18 protein-coding genes are annotated in these 17,126 nt (G+C 70.0%); 7 read left to right on the top strand and 11 right to left on the bottom strand.

Annotated elements, in window-relative coordinates; all coding sequences use genetic code 11:
• Window positions 1-60: 60 nt before the first annotated feature.
• The 4 genes from KOI47_RS30345 to KOI47_RS30330 are packed head-to-tail and all read left to right on the top strand — an operon-like array spanning window position 61 to window position 4,174.
• The gene (locus tag KOI47_RS30345; protein ID WP_216210237.1) at window positions 61-1,065 is read left to right on the top strand and encodes a zinc-dependent alcohol dehydrogenase family protein; all 1,005 of its coding nucleotides are present in this window, start codon (window positions 61-63) and stop codon (window positions 1,063-1,065) included.
• Complete coding sequence (locus KOI47_RS30340; protein WP_216210236.1) at window positions 1,058-2,404, top strand: ABC transporter substrate-binding protein; 1,347 nt, start codon at window positions 1,058-1,060, stop codon at window positions 2,402-2,404. Before KOI47_RS30345 ends, KOI47_RS30340 begins: the two co-directional genes overlap by 8 nt.
• Window positions 2,401-3,339 (top strand): carbohydrate ABC transporter permease, encoded by a 939-nt coding sequence (locus tag KOI47_RS30335; protein ID WP_216210233.1) that lies wholly within the window; start codon window positions 2,401-2,403, stop codon window positions 3,337-3,339. Before KOI47_RS30340 ends, KOI47_RS30335 begins: the two co-directional genes overlap by 4 nt.
• A gap of 7 nt (window positions 3,340-3,346) precedes the next feature.
• On the top strand, window positions 3,347-4,174 hold the full coding sequence (locus KOI47_RS30330) for a carbohydrate ABC transporter permease (RefSeq protein WP_408629960.1): 828 nt from the start codon (window positions 3,347-3,349) through the stop codon (window positions 4,172-4,174).
• Between the two features lie 13 nt (window positions 4,175-4,187).
• Here the strand turns inward: KOI47_RS30330 and KOI47_RS30325 are convergent, their stop codons facing one another.
• The 9 genes from KOI47_RS30325 to KOI47_RS30285 form a co-directional block, all read right to left on the bottom strand.
• Window positions 4,188-5,054: an aldehyde dehydrogenase family protein gene (locus tag KOI47_RS30325; protein WP_216210228.1), complete on the bottom strand. Its 867-nt coding sequence runs from the start codon at window positions 5,052-5,054 to the stop codon at window positions 4,188-4,190.
• Window positions 5,047-6,480, bottom strand: a complete 1,434-nt coding sequence (locus tag KOI47_RS30320; protein ID WP_216210225.1) for an aldehyde dehydrogenase family protein — start codon at window positions 6,478-6,480, stop codon at window positions 5,047-5,049. The genes KOI47_RS30325 and KOI47_RS30320 overlap by 8 nt, the downstream gene beginning before the upstream one ends.
• Window positions 6,481-6,483: 3 nt before the next feature.
• Window positions 6,484-7,437: a deoxyribose-phosphate aldolase gene (gene deoC / locus KOI47_RS30315; RefSeq protein ID WP_216210223.1), complete on the bottom strand. Its 954-nt coding sequence runs from the start codon at window positions 7,435-7,437 to the stop codon at window positions 6,484-6,486.
• A gap of 48 nt (window positions 7,438-7,485) precedes the next feature.
• On the bottom strand, window positions 7,486-8,712 hold the full coding sequence (locus KOI47_RS30310; RefSeq protein WP_216210221.1) for a serine hydrolase domain-containing protein: 1,227 nt from the start codon (window positions 8,710-8,712) through the stop codon (window positions 7,486-7,488).
• A 37-nt stretch (window positions 8,713-8,749) separates the two neighbouring features.
• A complete protein-coding gene (locus KOI47_RS30305) occupies window positions 8,750-9,391 on the bottom strand; it encodes a DUF1707 SHOCT-like domain-containing protein (protein WP_216210219.1) in 642 nt (213 codons plus the stop codon).
• A gap of 41 nt (window positions 9,392-9,432) precedes the next feature.
• The gene (locus KOI47_RS30300; protein WP_216210217.1) at window positions 9,433-9,618 is read right to left on the bottom strand and encodes a DUF397 domain-containing protein; all 186 of its coding nucleotides are present in this window, start codon (window positions 9,616-9,618) and stop codon (window positions 9,433-9,435) included.
• Window positions 9,615-10,484, bottom strand: coding sequence for a helix-turn-helix domain-containing protein (locus KOI47_RS30295; protein ID WP_216210215.1), 870 nt, complete (start codon window positions 10,482-10,484; stop codon window positions 9,615-9,617). Before KOI47_RS30295 ends, KOI47_RS30300 begins: the two co-directional genes overlap by 4 nt.
• Before the next feature lie 193 nt (window positions 10,485-10,677).
• Window positions 10,678-11,343, bottom strand: coding sequence for an amidohydrolase family protein (locus KOI47_RS30290; RefSeq protein ID WP_216210213.1), 666 nt, complete (start codon window positions 11,341-11,343; stop codon window positions 10,678-10,680).
• Entirely contained in the window at window positions 11,325-11,507 is a 183-nt protein-coding gene (locus KOI47_RS30285) for a hypothetical protein (RefSeq protein ID WP_216210211.1), read from the bottom strand. Before KOI47_RS30285 ends, KOI47_RS30290 begins: the two co-directional genes overlap by 19 nt.
• A gap of 116 nt (window positions 11,508-11,623) precedes the next feature.
• Here KOI47_RS30285 and KOI47_RS30280 point away from each other — a divergent pair, with 116 nt between their 5' ends.
• Window positions 11,624-12,463, top strand: coding sequence for an Abi-alpha family protein (locus KOI47_RS30280; protein ID WP_216210209.1), 840 nt, complete (start codon window positions 11,624-11,626; stop codon window positions 12,461-12,463).
• Window positions 12,464-12,472: 9 nt separating this feature from the next.
• Here the strand turns inward: KOI47_RS30280 and KOI47_RS30275 are convergent, their stop codons facing one another.
• Window positions 12,473-13,825 carry a PucR family transcriptional regulator gene (locus tag KOI47_RS30275; RefSeq protein ID WP_216210208.1) on the bottom strand — a complete coding sequence of 451 codons (1,353 nt, stop codon included), beginning with the start codon at window positions 13,823-13,825 and terminating at the stop codon, window positions 12,473-12,475.
• A gap of 293 nt (window positions 13,826-14,118) precedes the next feature.
• Window positions 14,119-14,586 carry a MarR family winged helix-turn-helix transcriptional regulator gene (locus KOI47_RS30270; protein ID WP_216210206.1) on the bottom strand — a complete coding sequence of 156 codons (468 nt, stop codon included), beginning with the start codon at window positions 14,584-14,586 and terminating at the stop codon, window positions 14,119-14,121.
• A 91-nt stretch (window positions 14,587-14,677) separates the two neighbouring features.
• Here KOI47_RS30270 and KOI47_RS30265 point away from each other — a divergent pair, with 91 nt between their 5' ends.
• Both KOI47_RS30265 and KOI47_RS30260 read left to right on the top strand, forming a co-directional pair.
• On the top strand, window positions 14,678-15,760 hold the full coding sequence (locus KOI47_RS30265) for an epoxide hydrolase family protein (RefSeq protein ID WP_216210204.1): 1,083 nt from the start codon (window positions 14,678-14,680) through the stop codon (window positions 15,758-15,760).
• 122 nt (window positions 15,761-15,882) lie between these two features.
• Complete coding sequence (locus tag KOI47_RS30260) at window positions 15,883-17,118, top strand: DUF445 domain-containing protein (RefSeq protein ID WP_216210202.1); 1,236 nt, start codon at window positions 15,883-15,885, stop codon at window positions 17,116-17,118.
• The last annotated feature ends 8 nt before the right edge of the window (window positions 17,119-17,126 follow it).

The raw sequence follows: 17,126 nt of genomic DNA, 5'->3' as shown, positions 1-17,126 counted from the left end.
CCTTGCGTGCTCAGGTGAGCAATCAAGCTCCAGGTGGGTAACACAGAGAGGTGTGGTGGCATGCGGGCCGCGATCATCGACGAGCCGGGTTCGATCAGGGTCGGTGACGTGCCCGACCCGAAGCCGGGGGACCGCCAGGTGGTGCTGAGAGTGGGGGCCTGCGGGATCTGCGGCACGGACCTGCACATCGCCGACGGTCACTTCCCCCCGACGCCCTATCCGATCGTGCCCGGCCACGAGTTCGCCGGGGAGATCGTGGAAGTCGGCGCGGACGTGCCGGGCGGCTGGCGGGTCGGCGACCGGGTGGCCGTCGACCCCTCGCTGTTCTGCGGATACTGCAACCCGTGCCGGGCTGGGCACGGCAACCTGTGCGCGAACTGGGGAGCCACCGGCGACACCGTGGACGGCGCCTTCGCCGAGTACGTCGCGGTCCCCGCGTCCACCTGCTACCCGTTGCCGGACCACCTCAGCTTCCAGGAGGGCGCGCTGGTCGAGCCGGTCTCCTGCGCGGTGCACGGGGTGCGCCGGGTCGGCGTCGAGGCTGGGGAACGGTTCCTGGTGGTCGGCGCCGGAACCATGGGCCTGATCATGCAGCAGCTGCTGCAGCGCGCGGGCGCGGCCGTCACCGTGGTGGACCGCAACCTGGCCCGGCTCGGCAGGGCCGCCGAGCTCGGCGCCCGCGCCGTGGCCGGGGACGTCGCGGAACTGGACGGGGAGCGGTTCGACGCCGCGGCCGACTGCACCGGCGCCGTGCCCGCGATCGAGGCCGCCTTCGACTCGCTGCGCCGCGGCGGCAGGCTGCTGGTGTTCGGGGTCGCGCCGGAGGAGGCCAGGGTGGCACTGTCGCCGTTCCGGATCTACAACGACGAGATCACCGTGGTCGGCTCGATGGCGGTGCTGCACAGCTACGGCGCCGCGCTCGACCTGGTCGCCAAGGGCATGATCGACACCGCCAGCCTGCTCACCGACACCCTCCCACTGGAGCGGTTTCCCGACGCGCTGTCCCTGATGCGCAGCGGCAGCGGGCTGAAGGTGCAGGTCGTGCCGGGGGCACGAAATGACTAGGCGAGCCCGGCTGGCCACGGCGCTGCTCGGGGTGGCGCTGCTGCTCACCGGCTGCGCCGGTGCCGGGGCGCTGGGCGCAGGCGGGCGCACGCTGGTGATCGCGATCGTGGCCAACCCGCAGATGAACGACGCCATCGAGCTGTCCGACCGGTTCGAGCGGGACAACCCCGGGGTGCAGCTGAAGTTCGTGTCCCTGCCGGAGAACCAGGCCCGCGCCAAGATCACCGCCTCCACCTCGACCCAGGGCGGCGAGTTCGACGTGGTGATGATCAGCAACTACGAGACCCCGCAGTGGGCTGCCAACGGCTGGCTGGAGAACCTGCAGCCGCATATCGAGGCCAGCCCCGGCTACGACCCGGACGACTTCATCCCGAGCATCCGCGAGTCGCTGTCCTACCAGGGATCGATGTACGCGGTCCCGTTCTACGGCGAGTCCTCCTTCCTTGCCTACCGCAAGGACCTGTTCCAGCAGGCGGGGCTGACCATGCCGGAGCACCCCACCTGGACGCAGATCGCCGAGTTCGCAGCGGAACTCGACGACGACGCGGCCGGGATCGCCGGAATCTGCCTGCGCGGCAAGCCGGGCTGGGGCGAGAGCCTCGCGCCGTTCAACACCGTGCTGAACACCTTCGGCGGCCGCTGGTACGACCAGGAATGGAACGCCCGGCTCGACTCGCCCGAGTTCCGCGCTGCCACCGAGTTCTACGTGAACCTGGTCCGCGAGCACGGCGAGGTCGGTGCCTCCAGTGCCGGGTTCACCGAATGCGGCACGCGGTACGGTCAGGGGCAGGCCGCGATGTGGTACGACGCGACCGTGATGGCCGGGACCAATGAGGACCCGTCCAGCAGCAAGATCGCCGGGAAATCCGGTTATGTCGCCGCGCCGGTGCGGCACACCGAGGCCAGCGGCTGGCTCTACACCTGGGCACTGGCGATGCCCAAGGTCACCGAGAACAAGCGGGACGCGTGGAGCTTCATGCGCTGGATGACGAACAAGGAGTTCGTCCAGACGGTCGGCGAGGAGTTCGGCTGGAACAGCGTGCCGCCGGGCTGCCGACTGTCCACATACGACATTCCACAGTATCAGGAGGCCGCGCAGGCCTATGCGCAGCCGACCCTGGACGGCATCCGGCACGCCAACCAGCAGGAGACGATGACCGAGCCGGTGCCCTACCCGGGCATCCAGTTCGTCGGCATCCCGGAGTTCCAGGATCTCGGAACCCGGGTGAGCCAGCAGCTCTCGGCCGCCATCGCCGGGCGGGTGTCCGTCGACGAGGCGCTGGAGCAGTCCCAGCGATACGCGGAAACCGTCGGTGAGTCCTATCGGGAGACACAATGACCTCGACCGCACCGGCCGCGCCACAGGCTACCGCCAGCTCGCCGGTCCGCACCACCACGCGCCGTCCCGCCGGCGGCGGCTGGAAGCGCAGGGCCCCGCTGCTGCCCGCTCTGCTGTTCACCATCGTGGTGACCCAGGTGCCGTTCCTGCTCACGGTCATCTACTCGTTCCAGTCCTGGAACCTGGTGCGACCCGGCTCGCAGCACTTCGTCGGGTTCAGCAACTACGTGGACGTGTTCGCGGACAGCCAGTTCCGCGGGGCGATGCTGAACACCGTCCTGATCACCGTGCTCTGCGTGCTGCTGTCCATGGCCATCGGGCTGGGCCTCGCGCTGCTGCTGGACCGGAAGTTCCTCGGCCGCAGCGTGGTACGCACCCTGCTGATCACGCCGTTCCTGATCCTGCCTGCGGCCGGGGCGCTGCTGTGGAAGACCACGATGTTCGACCCGACCTACGGGCTGCTGAACTTCGTGCTCGGCGGCAACACCGACTGGCTGTCGGAGTTCCCGCTGGCCGCGGTGATGACCCAGATCATCTGGCAGTGGACGCCGTTCATGACCCTGCTGATCCTGGCCGGGTTGCAGGCCCAGTCCAAGGAGGTGCTGGAGGCGGCGCAGGTGGACGGCGCGGGCCGCTGGCGGATGTTCGCCTCGATCACCCTGCCGCAGCTGAGCCGGTACCTGCAGCTGGCGGCGCTGCTGGGCGCGATCTACATCGTGAACAGCTTCGACGCGATCTACCTGATGACCCAGGGCGGGCCCGGCACGGCGAGCACGAACCTGCCGTTCTACATCTACCAGCGCGCCTTCCAGGGCTTCGACATCGGCCAGTCCTCGGCGATGGGCGTGATCGTGGTGGTGCTGACCCTGATCGTGGCGACCTTCGCGCTGCGGCTGATGTTCCGGACGTTCGACGTGAGTGGCGGGGTGAAGTGAGATGGCGATGCGAACCTCACTGCGCGGCAGGCTCGGTGGCTCGGCCCTGACGCTGGTCACCTGGCTGATCGCCATCCTGTTCGTGTTCCCGCTGCTGTGGATGCTGCTGACCTCGTTCAAGACCGAGTCCGCCGCGTACACCGACCCGCCGACCCTGTTCTTCACCCCCACGCTGGAACAGTTCGCCGGGATCCTGGAGCGCGGCTTCCTGCCCTACCTCGGCAACTCGGCCTTCGTCACGGTGATGTCCACCCTGGCGGTGCTGGCGCTCGGGGTACCGGCCGCGTACGCACTTTCCATCTCGCCGATCCGGCAGACCAGCAACGCGCTCGGCTTCTTCCTCTCCACCAAGATGCTGCCGATCGTGGCCGCGATCATCCCGCTGTACGTGATCTCGCAGAACGTCCAGCTGCTGGACAACGTGTGGGCGCTGGTCATCCTGTACACCGGGATGAACCTGCCGCTGGCGGTGTGGATGATGCGCTCGTTCTTCCTCGAGGTGCCCAAGGAGATGATCGAGGCGGGCCGGATCGACGGCGCGAACCTGCCCACCCTGCTGCGCAGGGTGATCCTGCCGGTGGTGGCGCCCGGGATCGCGGCGACCGCGCTGATCTGCGTGATCTTCTCCTGGACGGAGTTCTTCTACGCGGTCAACCTCACGGCGGCCAGGGCCGGGACCGTGCCGGTGTTCCTGGTCGGCTTCATCACCAGTGAAGGCCTGTACTGGGCCCAGCTGTCGGCCGCGGCGCTGATGGCCTCGCTGCCGGTGGTGATCGTCGGCTGGTTCGCGCAGAACCACCTGGTCCGTGGCCTTTCCATGGGCGCCGTCAAGTAACCCACTCACCGCATCAGACGCCCAGGGGGTGCCAGACGGTTTTCGGCTCCAGGTAGGTGCGCAGCCTGCCGAGGTCCGGGCGCTGGCTCCAGTCCGGCTCCTCCTCGGGCACGGCCAGTACTCGCTTGACCGTGTCCGCGGCCTGCCGGGCCAGCTCGCCGCGCTCGGCGGGCTCGGCCCCGGTCGGGTCCAGCGCGTTCACGTCGGCGTGCGCGGCCAGCCAGGATCCCAGCTCCGCGGCCCGCCCGGTGAGCATGTTGACCACGCCGCCGGGCAGGTCGGCGGTGGCCAGCACCTCGGACAGGGTGATCGCGGGCAGCGGGCGGTCGGCGCTGCTGACCACCACCGCGGTGTTGCCCGCGGCCAGCACCGGGGCCAGCACGCTCACCAGGCCGAGCAGCGCGGACCGCTGCGGCGCCAGGATCCCGACCACCCCGGTGGGTTCCGGGACGGTGAAGGAGAAGTACGGCCCGGCCACCGGGTTGGCCGCGCCGAGTACGGTGGCGATCTTGTCCGTCCAGCCCGCGTACCAGACCCACCTGTCGATGGCGGCGTCCACAGCGGACTGTGCCTTGCGGGCGGGGATGTTCTCCGAGGCGGCGACCTCCGCGACGAACTGCTCCCGCCTGCCCTCCAGCATCTCCGCGACCCGGTACAGCACCTGGCCCCGGTTGTATGCGGTGGCGCCGGACCAGCCCGCGAACGCCTTGCGCGCGGCGGCCACCGCGTCCCGCACGTCCTTGCGGGAGGAATGCGCGGCGTTGGCGAGGAACCGGCCCTTGGCGTCGTGCACCGGGTACACCCGGCCGGACTCCGAGCGGGGAAACTTCCCCCCGATGTAGAGCTTGTAGGTCTTCGCCACGGAAACCCTGTCAGCCATGCAGGTATGCCTCCAGACCGGTGCGGCCGCCCTCGCGGCCGAAGCCCGACTCCTGGTATCCGCCGAACGGCGCGGCGGGGTCGAAGCGGTTGAACGTGTTCGCCCAGACCACGCCCGCGCGCAGCTGGTTTGCCATCCACAGGATCCGGGAGCCCTTCTCGGTCCAGATCCCGGCGGAAAGGCCGTAGGGGGTGTTGTTCGCCTTGGCCACGGCCTCGTCCGGGGTGCGGAAGGTCAGCACCGACAGCACCGGGCCGAAAATCTCCTCACGGGCGATGCGCATCGACTGCTGCACCCCGGAGAACACCGTGGGCGCGAAGAAGAACCCGCGGTCCGGTACCGGGCAGGAGCTGGTCCAGCGCTGGGCGCCCTCGGCCTCGCCGGACTCGGCCAGCTCGCGGATCTTGGCCAGCTGCTCCGCCGAGTTGATCGCGCCAATATCGGTGTTCTTGTCCAGCGGGTCGCCCAGCCGCAGCGTGGACACCCGGTACCGCAGCTTCGCCAGCAGTTCGTCCACAACGGACTCCTGGGCCAGCAGCCGCGATCCGGCGCAGCAGACGTGCCCCTGGTTGTAGAAGATCCCGTTCACGATGCCCTCGACCGCCTGGTCCAGCGGGGCGTCGTCGAAGACCACGTTGGCCGCCTTGCCGCCCAGCTCGAGGGTGAGCTTCTTGCGGGTGCCCGCCACCGAGCGCTGGATCAGCTTGCCGACCTCGGTGGAGCCGGTGAACGCGATCTTGTCGACGTCCGGGTGGTTGACGATCTCGGCACCGGTATCCCCCGCGCCCGGCACGATGTTCACCACCCCTGGCGGCAGCTCGGCCTGCTGGCAGATCTCCGCGAACACCAGCGCGGTGAGCGGGGTGGTCTCGGCGGGCTTGAGCACCACGGTGTTCCCGGTTGCCAGTGCGGGCGCGATCTTCCAGGCCAGCATCAGCAGCGGGAAGTTCCACGGGATGATCTGCCCGGCAACGCCAAGCGGCCGCGGGTCGGGGCCGAGCCCCGCGTAGTCCAGCTTGTCCGCCCAGCCCGCGTGGTAGAAGAAGTGCGCAGCCGCGGTCGGCACGTCGGCGTCCCTGGACTCCTTGATCGGCTTGCCGTTGTCAAGGCTCTCCAGCACGGCCAGCTCCCTGGAGCGTTCCTGGATCAGCCGGGCGATACGGAAGATGTACTTGGCCCGCTCCGCGCCGGGCATCTTGGACCAGGTGCGCTCGTAGGCCTTGCGCGCGGCCTGCACCGCGGTGTCCACATCGGCCGCGGAGGCGGTGCCGACCTCGGCCAGCACCTCCTCGGTGGCCGGGTTGAGTGTCTTCAGCGGCTCGCCGGAGCCGGGGACGAACTCGCCGCCGATGAACGGCCGGTAGCTCGGCTTGAGGTTGGCGATATCCCGCGACTCCGGGGCCGGGGCATAGTCGAAAGCAGGCATGGCTCAGTCCAGGGTGAGGTAGTCAGGGCCGCTGTAGTGGCCATCCAGCTGGGTACGGCGTTGCAGCAGCAGGTCGTTGAGCAGGCTGGAGGCGCCGAAGCGGAACAGCCGCGGGGTCAGCCACTCCTCGCCGGCCACCTCGTGCACGGCGACCAGGTACCGGATGGCGTCCTTGGTGGTGCGGATCCCGCCTGCCGGTTTCACCCCGCGCAGCTCGCCGGTGGTGGTGTACCAGTCCCGGACGGCCTGCAGCATCACGTGCGTCACCGGCAGCGTGGCGGCGGGGGAGACCTTGCCGGTCGAGGTCTTGATGAAGTCCCCGCCCGCCAGCAGCGCCAGCCAGGAAGCCCGGCGCACGTTGTCGTAGGTGGCCAGCTCGCCGGTCTCCAGGATGACCTTGAGATGGGCCTCGCCGCAGGCCGCCTTGATCTCCTGGATCTCCTCGAACACCTCGCCGTAGCGGCCCTCAAGGAACGCGCCCCGGTCGATCACCATGTCCACCTCGCCCGCCCCGGAGTCGACCGCCAGCGCGACGTCGGCGAGCTTGATCGAGCGGGCCGAGCGGCCGGAGGGGAAGGCGGTGGCGACGCTGGCCACCTCGATCCCGCTGCCCGCGACGGCCTGCACGGCGGTGGCGGCCAGGTCCGGGTACACGCAGACGGCGGCGACCCGCGGGGTGTCCGGCCGGTCCGGGTCGGGGCGCCGGGCCTTGGCGGCCAGCGCCTGCACCTTGCCCCTGGTGTCTGCGCCCTCCAGCGTGGTCAGGTCGACCATGGAGATGGCGGTGTCGATCGCCCAGAGCTTGGCGGCCTTCTTGATGCTGCGGGTGGCGAGGCCGGCCGCACGCTGCTCGACGCCGACCTGGTCGACGCCGGGCAGCCCGTGCAGGAACCGCCGCAGGCTCGCCTCGTCGCGGGTCGCGTCCGCGAGCCCGGTCGGCAGGGTGGATGAGGTCATGCACCGAGCCTAACTGGCCCACGCTCGCCTTCCAGCAGTTACGGAGGGTTAGAGGGTGGGAACGGGGCCGGGGTTGGGCAGCGGGGTGAGCGGTGCCGCCTTCAACGTGGCCGTGGTGGGCACCTGGCAGAACCGGGCGAAGCCTGCGAGCTGGTGCCTGGCCTTGGCCTGCGTGCCCGCGGTCAGGTTCTTGTTGAGCACGGTGGTGATCTGCTCGGTCGCCCGTTCGTCGTGCCAGCTCCAGGTGCCGAACCCGAACACGTCCCCGCCGTGTCCCCAGATCGGCTCGGCGCCGGGGCAGATCAGGCCCAGCTGGAACTGCATCAGGCCGAGCCCGTAGCGCAGGCCGGTCTCCTCGCCGTTCGGCCCTGGCCACGGCACCGTCTGCCGCATCTGCGCCAGCATGTCCGCGGGCAGCAGCCTGCCGCCGAGCAGCGCCCGGAAGAAGCGGTTCAGGTCCTGTGCGCTGGAGATCATGCTACCGGAGCCGAAGTAGCGGCTGTAGTTGTAGGTGGTGACATCGGTCAGCCCGCGCTCGGGGGCGTAGATCTGCTCGTAGCCGCGGGTGGCCGCCAGCGGCAGGAACGGGAAGTCGCCGGGCAGCGAGGTGTCGTGCAGCCCGAGCGGCCAGATGATCCGGTGCCGCAGCGCCCGCTCCAGCGAGGTACCGGTGGCCTTCTCGACCAGGAGACCCAGCACGGTGTAGGCGGTGTTGGAGTAGGCGAAGTCGGTGCCGGGCCGGAACCGCAGCGGCTGGCTGGTGGACAGCCGCACCACCTCGCGCGGGGTGAAGCTGACGAACCGTTCGGTGTCGAACTCCTCGATGGTCTCCCAGCTGTGCTCCGGCGGCAGGTCGCGGGGCAGGCCGCTGGTGTGCTGCAGCAGCTGCCGGATGGTGATCGGCTCCTGGTAGGGCAGCAGGCCGGGCAGGTGCTCCTGGATGGTGTCGTCCAGCCCGAACCTGCCCTCGCCCGCCAGTTGCAGCACCAGGGTGGCGGTGAAGGTCTTGGACACGCTGGCGACCCGGAACCGGCCGCCGGTCCACGGCCGGTGCTCGGTGCGCACGTCCCGCACCCCGCTGCTGCCGCGCCAGCGGCGGTGCCCGTCCCTGGTGACCGCGAACACGCCGGGGACCCCGGCGGCGACGGTCTGGTCCATGAGCTCCTGGACCCGCTCCCGGTCCGGGGCGGCGGTGGCCTGGCCCGCGGTCAGCAGGCCGGTGAGCAGCGTGGAACAGGTGAGCACGACGGCGCACCGGCGGAGGAAATGGCGCATGATTGATGACCCCCAGGTCGTCGGCTCGGGAGCCGGTCTACTCCTCGAGCTGTTTGCGCTTCTTACGTGGTTTGCGGATGACCTCGACGGCACCCCAGAAGGCCAGCCCGGTGATCTTCACGCGGGGCGCGTCCGGGTGCGGATCGGCCACCTCGCCCTTGTTCTCGATACCGAAGTAGCCCATGAAGCCGATTCCGGTGACCTCGACGATGATGTCATCCGGCACAGTGATGCCGATCCCGCCCATGATGGCCACCGCGTTGATGGTGCTGTGCTTCTCGGCGAACCGGGCCTCGCGCAGGTCGATGTCGATGCCGCCCCAGAAGGCGAAGCTGGTGTGCTGGTGCGGGACCACCCAGCGGCCCTTGCGGTCGGCGCCGGACATGATCGCGATCGAGGCCTTCGAGCCCGGCTCGCCACCGATCCGGTCGGTTGCCGGGGCCACGGTGCCCTGGTTGTGCTGGACCGCGGGCGGCTGGGCGCCGGGTAGGTCGATGGTGACCGGTTCGAGCTCGCCGAGGGTCTTGGCCGCGTACACCGCGCCGAGCCGTTCCTCCAGCTCGACGGTGGTGAGGCGGCCCTCGCTCATGGCCTGCTGCAGGAAGGTGGCGACCCGCTCGCGGTCCGCGTCCGAGGCGCGGAGCTGTCGCCGGTCGGGAAGGCCGGGCTGCTCAGTCACGAGGTCACCTTAGCGCGCGGGCCCTGCGCGCCGGGCGGGAATCAGCGTTGCGCGTTCAGGAAGGCGGCCCAGCTGGCGGCGGGGAAGGCCAGGGTGCCGCCGGTGCGGTCCTTGGTGTCCCGGACGGCGACCGCGCCGGGCGCGAACCCCACCTCCACGCAGTTCGCCTGACTGCTGCTACGGCTGCTCTTGCGCCATACGGCCTGGGAAAGGTCCGGGAGGGTCATGACGGTTGCTCCTCGCCTGGGTTCGGTTGGCCGAGCACGCTGGCAATCAGCCGGGCGGAGTCCTCGGGTGACAGCGCTACGGCATGCAGCCCGCGCCAGGCAACCTTAACACTGTCCACGTGTTCCTCCTCCTCGAGAAAACTGCTCGTGCCTCGGCTTTCCACGTAGGCGAGGGTGGGCGCACCACCGAACTCCAGCAGCACGAACGGCCCCTCCAGGCCGGGGTGCGCCCCGGCGGTGAACGGCACCACCTGGACGGTGACGTTGTGCCGCTCGCCGACGGTGAGCAGGTGGCGCAGCTGGGCCCGGTGCAGTTCCGGCTCGCCGATCGGGCGCCGGAGCACCGTCTCGTCCAGCATCAAATGGACCGAGGGGGCGGGGCGCCTGCCGAGGATGACCTGGCGGGTGGTCCTGGCGGCGACCAGGGTCTCCACCTCGTGTTCGGAGAGCCGGAGGTTGGCGCCGCGGATGATCTCGCGGGCGTACTCCGGGGTCTGGGCGAGTCCGGGGAACAGCATGGGCTCGTAGTTGTAGATGGCGGTGGCCTCGTTCTCGAAGCGGATGAGGTCGCGCCAGTTGGTCGGCAGCTTGCCGTGGATCTCGTGCCAGTTTCGCTCCTGCCCGTCCCGGACCAGCTCCAGCAGCTCGTTCCGGATCGCCGCAGGTGTCTGGAGGTAGCCCAGGATGGCGGCCACGTCATCGGCGTACAGGCCGCGCTCCCCGGTCTCCATCCGGCTCACCTTGCTCTCCGACCAGCCCAGGGCCGCCGCGATGTCCTTGCAGCTCAGCCGCCGCGCGGTGCGTAGTGCGCGCAGCTGGGCGGACACCCGGCGCTGCCGGATGGAGATGCCTTTTCGCCGTGCCATGACCGCTCCCTTCCCGTTGCCCCACCCTCGGCCCTTGCCACCGGGGCATGGCAGGGGCGTCACCCGAAAGGACATTTGCATGACCGGCTGGCGTGGCGTGACGGTTGGGCAATGAAATCCGAGACGACCAAGAAACCCACGACGGCGCGGCGGCAGAGCTGGTCGATCTCCGGGTGCTACGCCACCTGGAAGCTCACCATCTCCATCGAACCACCGGAGGACGAGGACTGGGTTCCGGACACATTGGACTGGCCGGAGGACAAGATACGGCCGCTGGTCGACCATTTCGGGCAGGTGGTGGACTACTGCGAGATCGCAAGGGAATTCGAGCGCGGCGGCGTGTCCGCCGGCTGGTAGGCGAGCCGCCCCGCCCGCCATACCGCCCCGCCTCGTCCACCACCGCATGCAGTTCGGCAGCGGTGACCAGCGGGTCGTGCACCCGGTCGCCCTGGCTCATCGCCCCGCTCGCGCCGAGCTTGATCCAGTCCGCACCCGCGCGGACCATCCGGCGCACCGCGGCCCGCGCGGCGTCCGGGCCGTCGAAAACCGGCTCGGGCAGCGCCGGATCGCCGAGCGCGTCCACCGCACCGGTGCGCGGGTTCCAGGTATCGCCGATGCCGCCGGTGGTGCACAGCTGGCGCAGGCTCAGCAGCAGGTCCGGGCCGGTGATCCAGCCCTGTTCCAGCGTGAGCCGGAACCCGGCGTCGGCGCCCCAGGCGTCCCGGACGGTGGTCACCCCGCGGCCGAGCAGGGTGCGCAGCACCGCGGCCGCCTCGAACAGGCGGGCACTGCGCGGAGTCTTGCCGGGTTGCGGGAAGGCGATGTGGGCATGGCAGTCGATCAGGCCGGGAACCAGCACCCGCCGGTGCAGTCCACCCGCCGCGCACCGGGCCGTCCGGTCACCGCGCCGACCGCGCCGATCCGCTCGCCATCGACCAGCACGTCCGCGCGGACGATCTCGCCGGATTCCACCTCGAGCACCGAGCCTCCGGTCAGCGCGGTCAGGGTCGCGTCCCCAGTCATACGGCCCATGCTGGCAGCCATCAGCCGGATCACCGTACCGAAACGAGAGCGCTGCTCACGAGAGCAATGATCTCGATTCGGTCCCATGTTCCGTTCCGAGAGCGATGATGCGACGCATGCCGGGCCGTGTACCGGCGGGTAGCATCAGGGCCCGGCCCGAGGGGAGGAGCGTGGTGAGTTCCGACAACCTGGCACGCCGCGCAGGCAGGCTGGTGAACTGGGCGGCGCGGACCAGTTACTCGCTCGGCAAGCGGCTGCCGGGCGCCGACGCGGCCGAGCGCGGTATCCGTTCGGTCGAGCGGGCCGCGCTGGCCGAGCTGCGCAGGCGGCTGGACCGGGTGGACGATCCGTACCTCACCGCGTTGAGCCAGGCATCGACCATGGCGCGATACACCGGCAACGGCAGCAAGGACATCGAGATCGCCGACACCGTCGCCGTGGTGCCCGCGCGGGACGACCAGCAGCCGGAGCCACTGCGCGCGGCCATGGCCGAGCTGCTGAACCGGTCCCTCGGCTTCGGCAGGCAGCGGGCGCGGGAGTACCTGTACGCGGTGATCCTGCGGCAGCTCACTCCGGACGAGGCCAGGATCCTCGCCGCCCTCGCCGATGGCGCGCCGTTCCCGGTGATCGACGTCGCGGAACGCACCAACCTCGGCGGGACGGGCCGGATCGTGCTGCGCAACGCCTCCACGGTCGGCAAGGCCGCCGGGGTGTCCCTGACCGATCACGTGCCCGCCTACCTCACCCGGCTGACCGGGCTCGGCCTCACCGATATCGGCGCTGAGGAACCGGACCTGGAGACGCAGTACGAGATCCTGATGACCGACGAGGTGGTGCGCACCGCCGAGCAGTCCGTGCGGCGGGCCAGGTTCCTCCGGCACACGGTGCGGCTGTCCACACTGGGCTCCAGCTTCTGGCGGGCCTGCGACCCGGCAGGGGAGAACGAACCCGGCTGAGGGGTCCGCTCACCGTCCTGGTGGCTGCTGCGGGGTACGCAGCCGCTGGGCCCGCAGCGCTATCAGCAGGTTGAACCGCTCGGCCGGGTCGTTGATCCGGGCGCCGAACAGCTCCTCGAGCTGGTGCAGCCGGTGCCGGACCGTCTGCGGGTGCACCCCCAGCCGCTCGGCGAGCTCCGGCGCGGTTGCCCGGGTGGAAAGCCAGGCGAGCAGGGTGTCCGCCAGCCGGATCCGCTGCGCACGGCCCGCTCGTTGCAACGGCGCGAGGCAGCGGTGCAACTGGGTGTCGATCAAGCTGTCGTCCACGGTCAGCCACAGGGCCGCCAGGTGCTGCGCGCTCCACAGCACCGGCGCGTCGGTGAGCACACCCCGGTCGGCCAGGTCCAGCGTGCGGCGGGCGAGGCGGAGCGAGTCCGGCACCTCGGCCAGGCGTGCCGGCGGGCCCACGGCCACCCGCCAGCGGGCCAGCTCGGCGCCTGCCCCGGCGAGGTGCCGTTCCGGGTCCGCGGTGAGCAGGCACGGCCCGGCACCATCGAGCCGGGTGAGCACCTCCGCGGGCAGTACCGGGTCCGGTGCAGGGCCGCCGGGCTCGCGGCGTTGCAGCGCCACGGCACAGACCGTGTCCGGCACCGGCCAGTGCGCCCTGGCCGCGGCCTCGGTGATCGCGGCGGCGGGGGTGGGCGGTTCCGCGAGGATCAGCCGGATCAGCCGCTGCCGCTGCTGTTCGAGCGCTCCTGCGCGGTCCGCCCGCGCGGCCGTGTAGCCGTCGACGGACATCGCGGACAGTTCGTCCACGAAGGCGAAGATCGCCTCCGCCGCAACGCACAGCAGGTCGGCGGAGATTCCGGCCGCCCGGCAGAACCCGGCCACGTGCCGCCAGGCGACCCGGCCGCCGATCCGGTACGCCGCCTGCAGGTTGTCCACCCCGTGGCCGACCGCGAACTCCAGCCTGCCGAGCTCGCGGAACACCTCGGCGGTGCGGGTGCCGACCGGACCGGCGCCGCCGCGGCCCACGCTGTGCAGGCACTGCTCGATCGCGGCGTGCACGGCCCGCCGGAACACCCCGCCGAACCGGCCGTCGAGGGGATGCGCGTACGCCGGGATACCGCGCTGTATCTCCCGCACGATGTCCCCGGCGAGCCGGTCCGCATACGGCCGGAACTCCTGCGCGAACGCGCGTGGCACCCGACCCCACAGCTCGGCGGCGGTGCGGGTGTGCCCGGCCGCCGGGGCCTGCTCACCTGCCCGCGGCGCGAGGTCGAGCACCCCCGGTTGCCCGGAAAATAATCCGGAACCGTGGATATTCCCTAATTGGAACGATGCCCGCTCATCGTCACGCATGCCGGAGACACTGGTCGTCATGGCCGTTTCCTAGGTTGTCGGGACAGCGTTTATGCGGGGACGATCAACCTAGATTTTTCGCGTAACTCGTGTCAATCGGCTGCCCTGCGGGGGTCGGCCGAGCCGAGGTTTATCACCGAATCGGGTGACGGGTTCATCTCCCGTCCACCTGCTGTTTCGCCGGTAGTGCTGGATTGTGCCACCCATTTGGGTGAGGCGCTGTTGTGGTGGTGACAAATGGGCTGCCGGCCGGGTCTGGTGTCATTTGTTGCCGGTCCGGCGAATCCCGCGATCTGCCCGTTTCCGAGGGATCTTCATCTTTCGTCCTGCGTTTCCCGGTGGTGGTCCAGGATTCGGCCGAGGAGATCGGTGAGCTGACCGCGTTCCGCGGCCGACAATGGCGCCAGCAGCTCGTCCTGGACCTGGGCCAGCTGCCGGTCCAGCTTGCGAAGCCTGCGCCGTCCGGCCGGGGTGATGGTGATGATGTTGCGTCGCCGGTCGGCGGGGTCGGGCGTACGTTCCACGAAGCTCTCCCCGGCGAGTTCGTTCACGGCCGCCACGATGTCGCTGACGTGGATCCCGCTGCGGCGGCCGAGGGCGGCCTGGCTGGCCGGTCCGAACTCCTCCAGGGTCGCCAGCAGCCGGTAGTGGTAGCCACGGGCGCCCACCGTGGCCAGTCCGGAGCCCACCTGGCGATGGGCGTGCATCGCCGACTGGGTCAGCAACCAGCTCGGCAGGCGCAGCAACCGGGCGGGCGTCAGGTCGTCGGTCCCAGGATCCATGCGCACAGTCTAGGCAGGCCTCGCACATTCCGTTTGCCAGCCAAACGTTGGTTCGACTAACGTTTGTTTGACCAACGAACGAGGAGATGTCGTGATCGCACCCTTCCGCGTCGAGATCCCGGAACACGTACTCGCCGACCTGCACCAGCGGCTGGACCGGACCCGCTGGCCCGACGAACTGCCCGGAACGGGCCGGGACTACGGCCTCCCGCGGGCGTGGTTGCGGGAGCTGACCCGATACTGGCGCGAGGACTACGACTGGCGGGCGCAGGAGGAACGGCTGAACGCGCTGCCGCAGTACACAACCGAGATCGACGGTCAGCGGGTGCACTTCCTGCACCTGCGGTCCGCCCGGCAGGACGCGCTCCCGCTGCTGCTGACGCACGGCTGGCCTGGATCCATTGTGGAGTTCCTGGATGTGCTGGAGCCGCTGGCCGAACGGTTCCACCTGGTGATCCCCTCGATCCCGGGATTCGGCTTCTCCGGCCCGACCCGCGAGCGCGGCTGGGATGTGCACCGTGTCGCCCGTGCCTTGGCGGAGCTGATGCGCAGGCTCGGGTACCGCCGGTACGGGGCGCAGGGCGGTGACTGGGGCTCCGCGATCTCCCGCGCGCTCGGCGCGCTCGCGCCCGAGGCGGTGGTGGGCGTGCACCTCAGCTACCTCCCGACGCCCCCGCCCGCCGAGGGGGCTGGTGAGCTGTCCGCGGCGGACCAGCGACGGCTCGCGGGAATCCGGGAGTACCTGGCCAGGCGGCCCGGTTACCAGGTCATGCAGGAGACCGAGCCGCAGACGCTGGCCTACGGGATGGCCGACTCGCCGGTCGGGCAACTCGCCCTGATCGCGGCCAGGTTCGCCGAATGGACCGACCCGGAAGGCGAGATCTCCTTCGACCGGCTGCTCACCAACGTCATGCTGTACTGGCTCACCGGGACCGCGGCCTCCTCCTCCCGCCTGCGGTGGGAGAGCGCCCGCGGCGGGCCCGGCGGGTCCCTTGCCTGCCCGGTGCCGGTGGGGGTCGCCGTGTTCGCGCACGACATCACCCTGCCCGTCCGGGCCTTCGCCGAACGGTCGTACCGGATCACGCACTGGAGCGAGTTCGACCGCGGCGGCCACTTTCCCGCGCTGGAGGTACCCGGTTCGTTCGCCGCGGACGTCGGCACGTTCTTCGGGTAGGAGGTTCCGGTAGCGGCGCGACGTGTGCTGGGTGCTTGCTGCGGCAACTGCCCCGGGCGGGCGATGCGGATCTTCGACGATCGTGTGACGATGGTCACTCCGTGTGCCGAGATGGGGTGGTCATGGACGCGATCCTGGACGATTTCGCGCGGAACTGGCCCATCTACTGTTCTATTCCGGTCGTCGCGGCGCTGATCGGCTACGTGACCAAGCTGCTGGCGATCAGAATGATGTTCACCCCGCTGGAGTTCGTCGGGATCAAGCCGTTCCTCGGGTGGCAGGGCATCGTGCCCAAGCGCGCTGCGCGGATGGCGGGGATCGCCTGCGACACGATGACCCAGCAGCTGATCCGCCCCAGCGACGTGGTGAACCGGCTCGATCCGGAGCGGATCGCGCGGGAGATCGAGAAGCCGCTGCTGGCCGCGGTGGAGCAGATCGTGCGGGACATCGCGGCCGAGTACCAGCCGGGGCTGTGGGAGTCGCTGCCGGACCGGGTGCAGCGCATGGTGATCAGCCGGGTGCAGGCCGAGGCGCCGAAGATGGTCGCCGAGGTGATGACCACGATCAAGCAGGACGTGGACAGCGTCTTCGACCTCAAGGACATGGTCGTCACCAGCCTGGTGAAGGACAAGGCGCTGCTGAACCGGATCTTCCAGGAGGCGGGGCGCAAGGAGTTCCGGTTCATCGCCCACTCCGGGATCTACTTCGGCGGGCTGATCGGCGTGGTGCAGATGGTGGTGTGGGTGCTGTTCAAGATCCCCATCATCATGCCGCTGTTCGGCCTGTTCATCGGCTGGTTCACCGACTGGCTGGCGCTGAAGATGATCTTCCATCCGAAGCAGCCGGTGCGCTACTTCGGGCTGTTCGAGTGGCAGGGGCTGTTCCTCAAACGCCGTGCCGAGGTGTCGGCGGCCTATGCCGAGCTGATCGCGAAGGAGATCATCACCCCGCACAACGTGATCGAGGCGGTGCTGCGCGGACCGCTTTCGGACAAGGTGCTCGCGCTCATCCAGCGACAGGTCGACCTGGAGCTGTCCCGGCACGCGAGCGTGGCGAAACCGCTGGTGGTGCTGGCCGTGGGCGGCAAGCGGTACCAGGCGATGAAGCTGCGGATCTCCGAGCAGATCATGGCCAGGCTGCCGGAGACCATGCGTTACATCGAGGACTATGCCGAGGACGCCATGGATATCCGCAACCTGCTGGTGAACAAGATGAAGGAGCTGGACGCCGAGGAGTTCGAGGGGCTGCTCCGCCCCGCCTTCCAGCAGGACGAGTGGATCCTCATCCTCACCGGTGCCCTGCTCGGCGGCCTGGTCGGTGAGCTCCAGGTCCAGGCCGTCCTGCTGCTCACCCCGTGATCCGCCGG

Origin of the sequence: Amycolatopsis aidingensis (assembly GCF_018885265.1) — a bacterium.
Taxonomy (GTDB): Bacteria; Actinomycetota; Actinomycetes; order Mycobacteriales; family Pseudonocardiaceae; genus Amycolatopsis; species Amycolatopsis aidingensis.
The sequence above is the reverse complement of the archived record's forward strand: the minus strand, read 5'-3'. Positions and strand labels throughout refer to the sequence as shown.